Raw genomic sequence first — 12,919 nt, 5'->3', positions numbered from 1 at the left:
AACTGGTTTTAAATGGAATTTATAGACTACTATAAGCTTTTAGAATTAGACAGGACGGCTACCAAAGCCGATATTAAAAAAGCATACCGGCGACTGGCCAGGAAATATCATCCTGATCTTAATCCTAATGATAAACAAGCCCAGACCAGATTTCAACAGATCAATGAGGCTCATGAAGTGCTAAGCGATCCTGAAAAGCGTAAAAAGTACGATGAATACGGTAAGGACTGGCAGCATGCAGATCAATTTGAACAGGCCAGGAAACAGCAGTCTGCAGCTGGAGGTTTCGGGGGAGGATTTGGTGATGGTGGTCAATCCTATTCTTACTCCGGGAATTTTGATGATGATACTTTTTCAGATTTTTTTGAGCAAATGTTTGGAGGCAGAGCAAGATCCCGGGGCGCTCATCGTGGTGCGCATTTTAAGGGACAGGACTTTAACGCAGAGCTGCAGCTAAAACTCAGCGAAGTTTATGAAAGTAAAAAGCATACGCTGACTGTCAATGGCAAGAACATCAGGCTAACAATACCTGCCGGAGTAGAAAATGGCCAAACCATTAAAATAAAAGGCCATGGAGGCCCGGGAATGCAAGGTGGACCAAAAGGTGATCTTTATATAACTTTCAGGATCCTGAATGATACCACTTTCCGCAGGGAAAAGGAGAATTTATACTCTACCGTAGCGATTAGTCTGAGTACTGCAGCGCTGGGGGGAGAAATAGAGGTGTCTACCTTTGATGCGAAGGCAAAGTTGAAGGTTAAACCGGGTACCCAAAACGGGACCAAAGTGAAATTAAAGGGAAAGGGATTTCCGCGATATAAAAAGGAAGGGCAGTTTGGAGATCTATTCGTGACTTATACGGTCAAAGTTCCCGAAAACCTAACCGGTAGACAAAGAGAATTATTTGAAGAACTTAAAAAAACCGGAATATGAATTATGAAGATCTTATCCCGGCAGACGAGATCTGCGTACGTTACAAGGTGGAGCGCCAGTTTGTAAGTTCGCTCTACGAAAGCGGGATCATCCAGATTGTAAGGATCAAGGAGACGGAGTATATTCCCAATGATCATCTTGCCGATTTTGAAAGGATGATGCGATTGCATAGAGAGCTAGATATTAACCTGGCAGGCCTGGAAGCAGTTAACCATCTTCTGAAGAAAATAGATCAACTTAATGAAGATAATATGAGATTAAGAAACCGTCTCGGGTTATACGAATAATACATTAACTTCCGGATGCATAAAGCAAATCACAGTAATCTGGTTAAAATGACGTTCCAGGAAATATAACTTATACTCTTAGCCTGCAAAATCTCTCCATACTTTAAGACCTATTAGCTATTCCACTTCAAATCCTGATTTTGCCGTTTTATCGTTAATACTGAATTCCATCACATACTTACCTTTTGGGATATAATACTTTTGGTTCGATGCCTGTTGAATGTCCAGTTGTTTGGATTCTTTGCTGAGCTTCTCTGCGGCTGCTTCTATTATGGTAAGATCATATTTAGCCGTATTAAAGCCTTTATCTGCCTCAACTTCTATTTGTTGAACCTCAATTCCCGATTCAGATTTTATGGTGATCATACCTTTACCTTTTTTTGCTGAATAATAGGTAAGAGTGAATTCTGGGACATAAGGATCCATCCATTTGCTGTAGGAGTTGCCCCAGCCCGATGAAAATCTCACCTTTTCTGGCGAAGAGATCGAAATTGCCTCTCCCAGTTCGTTATTATTCAGGTTCGAAACGGCTGCGATGTCTGCAATATAAATCGAGCGGCCATGTGTTCCCACCACAAGATCTTTTTCCCGTTTTTGTATACGCAGATCGTGTACTGGAACATTCGGTATACCCGTACTAAAAACTTCCCAGTTTTGTCCGCGGTTAAGGGAAACATATAGGCCATCGTCGGTTCCAAGGTAGAGTACATTTCCGTTATTTGGGTCTTCCCTTATAACATTAACCGGTGACAGGGGTAAATTTGAACTGATATCCTGCCAGGTTTCACCATAATTTTCTGAAACATATACGTAAGGTTTGAAATCATCATTTCTATAGCCATTAAGAGTTGCGTAAACTCTCTCTTTTTTAAATTCAGAAGCAATAATGCGGGATACCCATCTATCCTTAGGTAAATTACCTGAGATATTGGTCCAGCTTCCGCCTGAGTTTTTGCTTACATATATTAAACCGTCATCACTACCTGTATAGATCAGGCCAAATTGAAAAGGGGATTCACTAATAGTGGCAAGAGTACCAAAAGGCACATCTCCTTCTTTCGCACCTTTGGTAAGATCTTCTGAAATTGGGGTCCATGAATTCCCCTGGTCCATACTGCGCATTAATTTGTTCGCTCCCATATACAGGATATCCTGGTTATGAGGCGAAAGCAAAATTGGCGTTTGCCAGTTAAACCTGTAAGGTCGCTCCCCAAGTTCATGCCTTGGCTGGATATATTCCCGCTCTCCAGATTTGCGGTTTATTCTGAAATAAGTACCAAACTGATATCCGGTATATACTATATCTGAATTGCGATCATCAATTTCAACCTGCATACCGTCTCCACCCATGATAGATTCAAAATTGTAATCTCCTGAAGAATTCCAGCGGCGACTTTCCTTGTTGGTGTGAGGCCCTACCCAAACTCCGTTGTCCTGCAATCCGCCATAGATATTGTATGTATTCTCGTTGTCTACATTAACGGTATAAAACTGTCCCACAGAAGGAGAATTATTTTTACTCCAGTGCTCCCCGTCATCGTAAGAGATATTTATCCCCCCATCATTACCGTCGATAAGGTGACCAGGTTTTTTAGGATTGATCCATAGAGCATGATGATCTGCGTGTACATTTTCAGCATCGATAGAGGTAAAGGTTTTTCCTGCATCCTTAGACTTTAGAATAGGCACCCCGTAAATATAAATTCCATCTTTATTGCCTGGATCCACGTGGATCATTCCAAAATAATACCCGTAACTGTAATACAGGTCGTCCAGATAATCATCGTGGGTTAGATCCCATGTTTTGCCACCATCATCACTTCTATAAACCTGTGCGCCAATGACGGGAGTGTCAAAAAGATCGCTATTCGCACTTCCAAGGTAAAGGGAAAGGTCAGAAGGTTTGACCTTATTAGAGCGCACCATTTCCTTCACATTTTCTGCGGTATACTTTTTTTGAAAATTATTAGAGCGCAGGAAAGTTTCCAGTTTTTCATTTTCCAGTTTCAGGAATTTAGAAGTAGACATGTTCTCGAAATTTTCCTTCTGGAGGCCTCCCATTGCTTGCTTCTCAGTTTCGTCTTTTTCTCTATGATTCTGGTTGTCGAGAATTGCATAAATGGTATTATCATCATAAACACTTAGGCCAATTCTGCCAACACCATCCCCGGTAGGAAATCCTGATTCCTTAGTGGAAAGAAGTGTCCAGGTATCCCCCGCATCTGTGGTTTTATAAATACCGCTGTTTTTTCCACTTTCCCTGAAATTCCAGGCTTCTCTGTGCTTATCCCATGAAGCGGCATACATTTCACTGAAGTTTGAAGGATTAACTGCAATGTCTATTATACCCGTGTATTCTCCTATGAATAGTTTTTTATCCCAGGTCTTACCGCCGTTCGTGGTTTTAAATATTCCTCTTTCAGGATTGGGAGAATATAAATGTCCTGTAACACCAACGATCACTTCATCCGGGTTATCGGGGTTGATAAGGATCCTGCTTATATGATGGGAATCCGGTAATCCCATGAAATTCCAGGATTTACCTTTATCTTCAGATTTTAACAAACCAATACCTGCATAAGAAGACCGGGACGCATTAACTTCCCCGGTCCCAACCCAGATGGTTCCGGTTTTCCAGTCTACCGCCACATCACCTATTTTCTGGGTTGGACTGTTGTCCATCACAGGAGTGAAACTTATACCGTTATTGATGGTGTGCCATAGTCCGCCGGTGGCATAGCCAACATAGAATTCGGTTGGATCGTCAGGGTTCACGGCAAAATCGGTAACTCTGCCGCTCATAACCGAGGGTCCAATATTCTTTAGTGGGAGGTTTTTTACAATAGAATTATCCTTCAAATGTTCCAATTGCTTTAACCCTTTGTTCAGGTTTTCACCTGTTGTGGAATTTTGAGCAGAAAGCTGAGCAGAAGAAATAAAGAAAATTAAGCTGAAAAAGGTATAAATGTGCTTCATGTCTGGATTTGAGAAACTAAAAATACTAAAAGACTTGATTACCCAAAATTTTAAATCGCTTTTCCAGCTATTGCATTTAAATCCTTTAATTTTGAAAAAATTGAAAAGATTTATTTATGAAATACGATAGAATAGACTCAAAACTCTTTATAAAGAACCGTAAAAACTTCATGGAAAAGATGAAGCCAAAAAGTCTGGCGGTTTTTAATTCCAATGATATATACCCTATTGGTGCAGATAGTACCATGCCTTTTCAGCAGAACCGTGATATCTTTTATTTAAGTGGTGTAGACCAGGATGAAAGTATCCTTGTTCTGTTTCCGGATGCTCCGGAAGAAAAGCACCGTGAGATCCTTTTTCTTACTGAAACCAACGAGCATATTGCTGTTTGGGAAGGTGCTAAACTCACCAAGGAAGATGCTTTTGATGTAAGCGGGATCAAAACGGTTTACTGGATGAAAGATTTTGAAAAGATCTTCTTCGAGGTGATGACGCAATGTGAAACGGTTTATTTCAATACCAACGAACATTACAGGGCTAACCATAAGACTGAAACGAGAGATGATCGTTTTATAAAGTGGTGTAAGGAGAAATATCCGGCGCACCAGGTGGCTAAAGCAAATCCTATTTTACAAAGACTACGCTCTGTAAAAGATACTATCGAACTGGATTTGATGCAGAAGGCATGTGATATTACCGAAAAAGCTTTCAGAAGAACTTTGAAATTCGTGAAACCAGGAGTTTGGGAATATGAGATCGAAGCGGAATATTACCATGAGATGATAAGGAACCGTTCAAAAGGTTTCGCTTATACGCCGATTATTGCCAGCGGGAATAATGCGAATGTATTACATTATATAGAGAACAGGCACCAGTGTAAGGATGGAGATCTTATCCTTCTGGATACCGGGGCCGAATATGCTAATTATTCCAGTGACCTTAGTAGAACCATTCCAGTTTCTGGTAGATATTCAGACAGGCAGAAGCAGGTTTATAATGCGGTGAATAAAGTTAAGAAGGAAGCTACGAAAATGCTGGTTCCGGGAACTATGTGGAAAGAATACCACGTGGAAGTTGGGAAAATGATGACTTCAGAATTACTTGATCTTGGCTTACTGGATAAAGCAGATGTTCAGAAAGAAGATCCAGACTGGCCGGCTTATAAGAAATATTTTATGCACGGTACCTCTCACCATATTGGGCTGGATACTCATGATTACGGAATATTAACCGAGCCAATGCAGGCAAACCAGGTATTTACCGTGGAGCCTGGAATTTATCTTCCAGATGAAGGATTTGGGATAAGGCTTGAAGATGATGTGGTGATCCAGGAAAAAGGCGAGCCATTTAATCTTATGAGAAATATTCCTATAGAAATCGAGGAGATCGAAGATATTATGAATTCTTAGTTCCTGGATCCTAAAAGGAAATTTAAACTTAAATACTTGCCGCGAATTCCTGAATTTTTATTCCTGGATTCGCGGTTTTTTAATTTAGAGCATGGCTGAAATAACATATAAAGGAGCGACAATATATTATGAAGTTGCCGGGGAAGGAGAGAAAACTCCCCTGGTCCTGTTACACGGATTCCTGGAGGATTCCAGAATATGGGAGCCGGTTGTGAGAGATCTTCAAAAGGAACGGCAGGTTATTTGCATAGATCTACCGGGTCATGGAAGGTCTCAGGGAATTGCAGAGATACATACGATGAAGCTCATGGCAGAGGTGGTACGGGAAGTGTTGGTTTCGCTTGGAAAAGAGAAGGTTAGCATGGCTGGTCACAGTATGGGTGGATACGTGAGTTTGGAATTGCTCAGAAATTTTCCTATGATTATAGGGGGTATTGTGTTGATGAATTCAACACCGGTTGAGGATAGTGTGGAAAAGCGTAAAATTCGTGACAGATCTGTAGATCTGGTTGATAGAAATAAAAATGCTTTTGTAAGTATGGCTATATCCAATTTGTTTTCTGAAAGGAGTAAAACAGATCTGTATGCTGAAATTGAAATTCTGAAGGAAAGAGCCGGGGAAATGAAAGCCAAGAATATCCAGGCTGCTTTGATAGGTATGAAAAATCGTACAAATTATGTTGAGGTGCTCAGGAGCTATCAGGGACAGAAGATCATTATCGCGGGAAAACAAGACCCTATATTGGATTTCAGAGAGATAGAGCGGATTAACGGGGTTTGCGGCTGTGAATTTTATCCAATGGAAAACGGGCATAATTCCTATATGGAAGATCATAAAGATTTAACAAAAATTATGCACTTTATCGATTAATTAACGCTTTTTGTCGAACCTTTAACTATTTTTTATACTTTAGTAAACTAGAAACCAGAAATTTAACCTTATATGAAAAAAGAACATCCTACTTCCTTTTCATTTGCAAAGGTTTATTGCAAAATTTTCGGGCATGAATTACGAGTGTCAAAAAACATTACAAATCATGTTCACGAATACAAATGCAGTAATTGTGGAATGGAAATGACAGATACTGCCGATGGCTTCCTGGCCAGGCTCACCCCAAAGTTTAAAGAAACAAATGCTTATTTAGCAAAAATTCACAGAAGACGAAAAAGAGTATTTCTGGCTAAAGCATCCTAATCCTCTTTATCTTCCATTGAGTTCCAGCCCCTCGCGATCAATGGTAATTTTTGATTCGCACGAGTGACCAGGTGCATACCTTCACTTTCCTCCGTCATATGTCCTATTACAGTAAGATTTGGATTTCCTTTTATCTTATCGTAATCGTCTTGTGAGATCGTGAATAGCAATTCATAATCCTCACCACCGCTCAAAGCGATCATGGTACTGTCTATTTCAAATTCCTCACATACAGAAATCACGGCAGGATCTAATGGGATCTTTTCTTCAAAAAGGTTAGCTCCAACTTTGGAATTTTTACATAAATGAATGATTTCAGAAGAAAGTCCATCGCTTATGTCTATCATGGAAGTAGGTTTTACATCCAGGTCTTTCAGAAGTGGCGGGATATCTTTTCGGGCTTCCGGCTTTAATTGTCTTTCGATCAGGTAGGTGTATTGGTCAAGATCTGGTTGAGAATTAGGATTTGCTTTAAATACCTCTTTTTCCCTTTCCAAAACCTGAAGCCCCATATAGGCTGCTCCCAGGTCGCCGGTAACTACCAGCAGATCATTCGGTTTTGCTCCGTCACGGTAAACCACCTCATCCTCTTCTGCCATACCCAAAGCAGTTATACTTATCATTAAGCCCGAAGTAGAAGAAGTCGTGTCGCCGCCAATCACATCTACATTGTATATTTTAGCTGCCAGTTGTATTCCGGAATATAATTCTTCCAGTGCTTCTACCGGGAAACGGTTGGAAACCGCAATAGAAATAGTCACCTGAGTGGCTGTACCGTTCATGGCGTAAATGTCTGAAAGGTTTACCATAACCGCTTTATATCCCAAATGTTTCAGCGGCATATAAGCCAGGTCAAAATGCACGCCTTCTACCAGAAGATCTGTACTTACGAGAGTCCTTTTATTTTCGAAATTCAGAACTGCCGCGTCATCGCCAATAGCTTTGATGGTGGAATCTAACTTTGGACTGAAGTTTTTGGTTAGGTGATCTATCAGACCAAATTCGCCTAATTCTGAAAGGTTGGTCTTACTTTCCTGACTATTCTCAAACATGCAATTGAATTTTAAAATGCAAAAGTACAATTATAAAATGCAATGAAGAAGGATGAGGCGAAAGCTTTATTGAGTAACGGCGGGTGTGAAACAGGCTAAAAAACAGATACTTTTTTTGATTGCCATACTCTATATGTCAATTCTTAAAACATATGCTTAGACTATGGTAAAACACATGCTTTGTAGTATATTTGTGCCCAATTTAGAATTAATCTTTATAGCTTATGATTAAAGTTAGCGAAGAGGCTAAAAAGAAAATTTCCGCACTAATGTCTGAAGGAGGATTTAATCCTGAGGCCGACTATGTTCGGGTAGGCGTTAAAAGTGGCGGGTGTTCTGGCTTGTCTTATGAATTAAATTTCGATAAGAGCCAGGCAGAAGGCGATAAAGTCTTCGAAGACAACGAAGTAAAGATCGTTGTTGATAAGCGCAGTGTTTTATATCTGGCCGGAACCATCCTTGAATATTCAGGTGGTTTAAATGGTAAGGGTTTTGTTTTTAACAACCCTAATGCACAGAGAACCTGCGGATGCGGTGAGAGTTTTTCCTTGTAGAATTCAAAATTCAAAGTTTAAAATTCAAGAATGGCTAAAATAGAAAGTTTTGAAGATCTTGAAGTTTGGACAAAAGCGAGAGAAATATGCAGGAGGATTTTTGAAATAAGAAATGAATCGAATTTAAAGACAGATTATCGTTTATATGATCAAATTAATGCTGCTTCAGGATCTATCATGGATAATATAGCAGAGGGGTTTGAAAGAAACGGAAATAAGGAATTCATTCAATTTCTATCAATAGCTAAAGCATCTTGCGGTGAAGTACGATCGCAGTTATATAGAATTAGAGACCGGGATTATATTTCTTCGGAAGTATTCGAACAGTTATTAGAGGAAGTTCGATCTCTAAGCAGACAAATTGGAGGTTTTATAACGTACCTTCAGAAAAGTGATTATAAAGGAACAAAGTTTAAATAATTTTGAACTTTTAATCTTGAATTTAGAATAAAAAGAAGATGGCATATACTGAAGACGATTTAAAGAAAGAGCTGGAAACCAAGGAATATGAGTATGGATTTTATACCGATATAGAATCTGATACTTTTCCTGTTGGTTTAAACGAGGATATCGTACGGGCAATTTCTAAAAAGAAAGAGGAACCGGAATGGATGACCCAGTGGCGTCTGGAGGCTTACCGTATTTGGGAGCAGATGACCGAGCCTGAGTGGGCCAATGTGAAATATCCAAAACCAGATTTCCAGAATATCTCTTACTATTCTGCCCCTAATAAAAAGCCGAAGTACGATAGTCTGGACGAAGTAGACCCCGAATTACTGGATACTTTCAAAAAGTTAGGGATTTCTATAGACGAACAGAAGAAACTTGCGGGTGTTGCTGTAGATATTGTGATGGATTCAGTTTCTGTAACCACTACTTTTAAAAAGACATTGGCAGAAAAAGGTATTATTTTCTGTTCCATTTCAGAAGCTATTAAAGAGCATCCGGAATTGGTGAAAAAATATCTTGGTTCTGTAGTGCCCCGGAAAGATAATTTCTATGCAGCATTAAATTCTGCCGTATTTAGTGATGGTTCTTTCTGTTATATTCCAAAAGGGGTAAGATGCCCTATGGAGCTTTCTACTTATTTCAGGATCAACCAGGCCGGAACCGGACAGTTTGAAAGAACTTTGGTGGTGGCAGACGAGGATAGTTATGTGAGTTACCTTGAAGGATGTACTGCTCCTTCACGTGATGAAAATCAGCTGCACGCAGCTGTGGTGGAGCTTGTGGCATTAGATGGATCTGAGATTAAATACAGTACCGTTCAAAACTGGTTCCCGGGTAATAAAGAAGGTAAAGGAGGAGTTTTCAATTTTGTAACCAAGAGAGGGATTTGTGAGAAAAATGCTAAAATCTCCTGGACGCAGGTTGAAACCGGTTCTGCGGTAACCTGGAAATATCCAAGTTGTATTTTGAAAGGAGATAATTCGGTTGGAGAATTTTATTCTATCGCTGTTACCAATAACTGGCAGCAAGCCGATACCGGAACAAAAATGATACACCTGGGGAAAAATACCAAAAGTACTATTATATCGAAAGGTATTTCAGCGGGACAATCCCAGAATTCCTATCGTGGCCTTGTTCAGATTAATGGGCGGGCACATAATGCCAGGAATTTTTCTCAATGTGATTCCCTTTTAATGGGTAATAAATGTGGAGCTCATACTTTCCCATATATCGAGGTGAAGAACAAATCTGCTCAGGTAGAGCATGAGGCTACTACCAGTAAAATTGGGGAAGACCAGATCTTTTATTGTAACCAGAGAGGTATAGATACTGAAAAAGCGATCGCATTGATCGTGAATGGTTTTAGTAAAGAAGTTTTAAACAAGCTACCTATGGAATTTGCCGTGGAAGCTCAGAAACTATTGGAAATTTCACTGGAAGGTTCAGTAGGATAGTGAGATCTGTTATGAAGAAGTTATTTGGTTTATTGTTAATTAGTTTTACCCTTTTCTCCTGCCAGGATGATGAGAGACGTGAGTTAATGGATCAGTCTGTTACCAAAACCGTTCCGGATAGTATCCAGGTCTTAAAAGGAGAATTCGTTTACGGGGCCGACGCTGCCGTGATAAGAGGTGAAAATTTTGTTTATGGAGTTACTTTGGATTCTATGTCTGATGTACTTTCAAACCAGATAGCACCATTAAAATCTGACGATTTTGAAATGATCCCGGTAACAGTAAAAGCTAAGATCTCGCCCAATTTAGCCGGAGAAGGCTGGGATGAAGTAATCCAGATTCTGGAGATTTTGGAAATACCTCAAGGAGCTAATGATCCGGAGAAATTAAAGAATTAAGAAAAGAAAAAATTAAATCCATCTGCCAGGGGCAGATTCAGAATTGATAAACATGCTTAAAATAAAGAATTTACACGCCAGCATAGAAGATAAGGAGATCCTTAAAGGAATAAATCTTGAGATCAATCCGGGAGAAGTTCATGCCATCATGGGACCTAACGGATCTGGGAAGAGTACTCTTTCTTCTGTGATCGCAGGAAGGGAAGAATATGAACTTACCGATGGGGAGATCATTTTTGAAGGTGAAGATCTTAATGAAATGGATCCAGAAGAGAGAGCTCACAAAGGAGTGTTCTTATCTTTCCAGTATCCGGTGGAAATTCCGGGTGTTTCAGTAACCAATTTTATCAAAACTGCTATCAATGCAAATCGAAAAGCTCATGGCAAAGAGGATATGCCGGCAAATGATATGCTGAAATTGATACGCGAAAAATCTGAAATGCTCGAGATAGATAGAAAATTCCTCTCCCGTTCCCTTAATGAAGGATTTTCAGGAGGAGAAAAGAAGCGTAATGAGATCTTTCAGATGGCGATATTAGACCCTAAACTTTCTATACTTGATGAAACAGATTCAGGTTTGGATATCGATGCTTTAAAGGTCGTGGCCAATGGAGTGAATAAATTAAGGAGAGAAGATAATGCGGTACTTCTAATAACGCATTACCAAAGATTACTTGATTATATCGTGCCAGATTTCGTGCATGTACTTGTAGACGGTAAGATCGTGAAGTCTGGTGGAAAAGAGCTGGCTTACGAACTTGAAGAAAGAGGTTACGACTGGGTAAAGGAAGAGAAAACCGTTTAAATAATTCAGAAGGTGAAATGCAGTCCTTAACGGGAACTGTAATTTTAATTTTTGAAATTGAAACAAACAAAATGGAATTAAAAGATAAATTAATCTCATCATTTTTAGCCTTCGAAGAAAGTCTGGACCCGGACAGTGGTCTGGAATCGCTGAGGAATGAGGCTATAAAGGATTTTGAAACCCTTGGTTTCCCTACCAGAAAAGATGAGAACTGGAAATATACTTCGCTGAATTCAGTGCTAAAGCACGACTATAGCTTTTTTCCTGAGAAAGAAGATGCCATTGAATATCGTGATATCAAGAAATATTTGATCCATGACATAGATACCTATGATCTTGTATTTATTGATGGGATTTTTTCTTCGCACCTTTCTCAAACCACTCATGATAAGATCGATGTTTGTTTGATGTCTTCTGCATTGAATAAGGAAAAATATCGTCCTATCATTGAAAATTATTACAATAAGATAGCTCCCAAAACCGGACTTAATTCACTTAATACTGCTTTTGCCAGGGAAGGGGCGTTTATACATATAGATAAGAACAAGCTTGCAGATAAGCCTATTCAGATCATTAATTTCGCTACCGGGAATGAGTCAGCTTTATTGTTGCAGCCAAGAAATCTAGTGGTGGTAGATGAGAATTCTCATGTACAGATCATCGAGAGACATCAAAGTCTTACAGATCATCCTGTGCTTACCAATTCGGTAACCGAAATTTTTGCAGATCGCAGAGCGATCGTGGATTATTATAAGATCCAGAATGATAAAAGTGCCGCATCTCTAATTGATAACACATATATACAGCAGAAGTCTGAAAGCAATGTGTCTGTTCATACCTTCTCTTTTGGTGGTAAGCTTACCAGGAACAACCTGAATTTCTACCAGAAAGGCGAAAGAATAGATTCTACAATGAAGGGAGTTACTATTATCGAAGATAAACAACATGTAGATCATAACACTCTGGTTCATCATATCGAGCCTAATTGTGAAAGTCACCAGGATTATAAAGGAATTTACGGTGATAGCTCTACCGGTGTTTTTAATGGTAAGGTAGTTGTTGAAAAAGAAGCTCAGAAGACAAATGCTTACCAGTCTAATAATAATATCCTGGCAGATGATAAAGCAACTATTAATTCCAAGCCACAATTGGAGATCTTTGCAGATGACGTGAAATGTAGTCACGGTTGTACTATAGGTCAGCTGGATGCAGAAGCTTTATTCTACCTACAATCCCGTGGAATCCCTAGAAAGGAAGCACGAGGATTAATGATGTATGCATTTGCCAATAACGTATTGGAAAGTGTTAAGATCCCTGAAGTGAAGAAAAGGATTAATAAATTAATCGCTTCCAAATTGGAAGTGGAACTTGGATTTAACCTGTAATTCAAATCTTAAAAACACAAG

13 protein-coding genes are annotated in these 12,919 nt (G+C 39.5%); 11 read left to right on the top strand and 2 right to left on the bottom strand.

Translation table 11 applies throughout. From position 1 onward, the window contains the following. Positions 1-12: 12 nt before the first annotated feature. The gene (locus FGM01_RS04975; protein WP_143410017.1) at positions 13-933 is read left to right on the top strand and encodes a DnaJ C-terminal domain-containing protein; all 921 of its coding nucleotides are present in this window, start codon (positions 13-15) and stop codon (positions 931-933) included. Next, positions 930-1,220: a chaperone modulator CbpM gene (locus FGM01_RS04970; protein WP_143410016.1), complete on the top strand. Its 291-nt coding sequence runs from the start codon at positions 930-932 to the stop codon at positions 1,218-1,220. Before FGM01_RS04975 ends, FGM01_RS04970 begins: the two co-directional genes overlap by 4 nt. Positions 1,221-1,337: 117 nt before the next feature. On the opposite strand, the gene FGM01_RS04965 is transcribed toward FGM01_RS04970, so the two are convergent. Beyond that, positions 1,338-4,196, bottom strand: a complete 2,859-nt coding sequence (locus FGM01_RS04965) for a beta propeller repeat protein (RefSeq protein WP_143410015.1) — start codon at positions 4,194-4,196, stop codon at positions 1,338-1,340. Between the two features lie 116 nt (positions 4,197-4,312). Between FGM01_RS04965 and FGM01_RS04960 the strand changes: the two genes are divergently transcribed. The 3 genes from FGM01_RS04960 to FGM01_RS04950 all read left to right on the top strand — a co-directional run bounded on the left by FGM01_RS04960 (position 4,313) and on the right by FGM01_RS04950 (position 6,800). Beyond that, the gene (locus FGM01_RS04960) at positions 4,313-5,605 is read left to right on the top strand and encodes an aminopeptidase P family protein (protein WP_143410014.1); all 1,293 of its coding nucleotides are present in this window, start codon (positions 4,313-4,315) and stop codon (positions 5,603-5,605) included. Positions 5,606-5,696: 91 nt separating this feature from the next. Next, on the top strand, positions 5,697-6,476 hold the full coding sequence (locus tag FGM01_RS04955; RefSeq protein WP_143410013.1) for an alpha/beta fold hydrolase: 780 nt from the start codon (positions 5,697-5,699) through the stop codon (positions 6,474-6,476). A gap of 72 nt (positions 6,477-6,548) precedes the next feature. Then, on the top strand, positions 6,549-6,800 hold the full coding sequence (locus FGM01_RS04950) for a hypothetical protein (protein WP_143410012.1): 252 nt from the start codon (positions 6,549-6,551) through the stop codon (positions 6,798-6,800). Here the strand turns inward: FGM01_RS04950 and thiL are convergent. After that, the gene (gene thiL, locus FGM01_RS04945; RefSeq protein ID WP_143410011.1) at positions 6,797-7,852 is read right to left on the bottom strand and encodes a thiamine-phosphate kinase; all 1,056 of its coding nucleotides are present in this window, start codon (positions 7,850-7,852) and stop codon (positions 6,797-6,799) included. The two genes, FGM01_RS04950 and thiL, sit on opposite strands and share 4 nt — an antisense overlap. Before the next feature lie 224 nt (positions 7,853-8,076). On the opposite strand from thiL, the gene FGM01_RS04940 reads away from it, so the two are divergent. From FGM01_RS04940 to sufD, 6 genes are all read left to right on the top strand, one after another. Then, the gene (locus tag FGM01_RS04940; RefSeq protein WP_108171092.1) at positions 8,077-8,406 is read left to right on the top strand and encodes a HesB/IscA family protein; all 330 of its coding nucleotides are present in this window, start codon (positions 8,077-8,079) and stop codon (positions 8,404-8,406) included. A 30-nt stretch (positions 8,407-8,436) separates the two neighbouring features. After that, entirely contained in the window at positions 8,437-8,826 is a 390-nt protein-coding gene (locus FGM01_RS04935) for a four helix bundle protein (protein ID WP_143410010.1), read from the top strand. Positions 8,827-8,864: 38 nt separating this feature from the next. Next, a complete protein-coding gene (gene sufB, locus FGM01_RS04930) occupies positions 8,865-10,310 on the top strand; it encodes a Fe-S cluster assembly protein SufB (protein WP_143410009.1) in 1,446 nt (481 codons plus the stop codon). Between the two features lie 11 nt (positions 10,311-10,321). After that, a complete protein-coding gene (locus tag FGM01_RS04925) occupies positions 10,322-10,708 on the top strand; it encodes a hypothetical protein (protein WP_143410008.1) in 387 nt (128 codons plus the stop codon). A 52-nt stretch (positions 10,709-10,760) separates the two neighbouring features. Next, positions 10,761-11,513 carry a Fe-S cluster assembly ATPase SufC gene (gene sufC / locus FGM01_RS04920; protein WP_143410007.1) on the top strand — a complete coding sequence of 251 codons (753 nt, stop codon included), beginning with the start codon at positions 10,761-10,763 and terminating at the stop codon, positions 11,511-11,513. Between the two features lie 71 nt (positions 11,514-11,584). Next, on the top strand, positions 11,585-12,898 hold the full coding sequence (sufD, locus tag FGM01_RS04915; RefSeq protein ID WP_143410006.1) for a Fe-S cluster assembly protein SufD: 1,314 nt from the start codon (positions 11,585-11,587) through the stop codon (positions 12,896-12,898). Positions 12,899-12,919: the final 21 nt, after the last annotated feature.

Origin of the sequence: Christiangramia sabulilitoris, from assembly GCF_007050985.1 — a bacterium.
Classification (GTDB): Bacteria; Bacteroidota; Bacteroidia; order Flavobacteriales; family Flavobacteriaceae; genus Christiangramia; species Christiangramia sabulilitoris.
This window is presented reverse-complemented; position numbering and strand designations above follow the sequence as displayed.

Bases quoted from the DNA above. Each gene is read 5' to 3' on its own strand.
- thiL (WP_143410011.1), bottom strand. From the start codon at position 7,852: ATGTTTGAGAATAGTCAGGAAAGTAAGACCAACCTTTCAGAATTAGGC.
- FGM01_RS04975 (WP_143410017.1), top strand. From the start codon at position 13: ATGGAATTTATAGACTACTATAAGCTTTTAGAATTAGACAGGACGGCT.
- sufB (WP_143410009.1), top strand. From the start codon at position 8,865: ATGGCATATACTGAAGACGATTTAAAGAAAGAGCTGGAAACCAAGGAA.
- FGM01_RS04940 (WP_108171092.1), top strand. From the start codon at position 8,077: ATGATTAAAGTTAGCGAAGAGGCTAAAAAGAAAATTTCCGCACTAATG.
- sufD (WP_143410006.1), top strand. From the start codon at position 11,585: ATGGAATTAAAAGATAAATTAATCTCATCATTTTTAGCCTTCGAAGAA.
- FGM01_RS04950 (WP_143410012.1), top strand. From the start codon at position 6,549: ATGAAAAAAGAACATCCTACTTCCTTTTCATTTGCAAAGGTTTATTGC.
- FGM01_RS04965 (WP_143410015.1), bottom strand. From the start codon at position 4,196: ATGAAGCACATTTATACCTTTTTCAGCTTAATTTTCTTTATTTCTTCT.
- sufC (WP_143410007.1), top strand. From the start codon at position 10,761: ATGCTTAAAATAAAGAATTTACACGCCAGCATAGAAGATAAGGAGATC.
- FGM01_RS04955 (WP_143410013.1), top strand. From the start codon at position 5,697: ATGGCTGAAATAACATATAAAGGAGCGACAATATATTATGAAGTTGCC.
- FGM01_RS04935 (WP_143410010.1), top strand. From the start codon at position 8,437: ATGGCTAAAATAGAAAGTTTTGAAGATCTTGAAGTTTGGACAAAAGCG.
- FGM01_RS04970 (WP_143410016.1), top strand. From the start codon at position 930: ATGAATTATGAAGATCTTATCCCGGCAGACGAGATCTGCGTACGTTAC.
- FGM01_RS04925 (WP_143410008.1), top strand. From the start codon at position 10,322: ATGAAGAAGTTATTTGGTTTATTGTTAATTAGTTTTACCCTTTTCTCC.
- FGM01_RS04960 (WP_143410014.1), top strand. From the start codon at position 4,313: ATGAAATACGATAGAATAGACTCAAAACTCTTTATAAAGAACCGTAAA.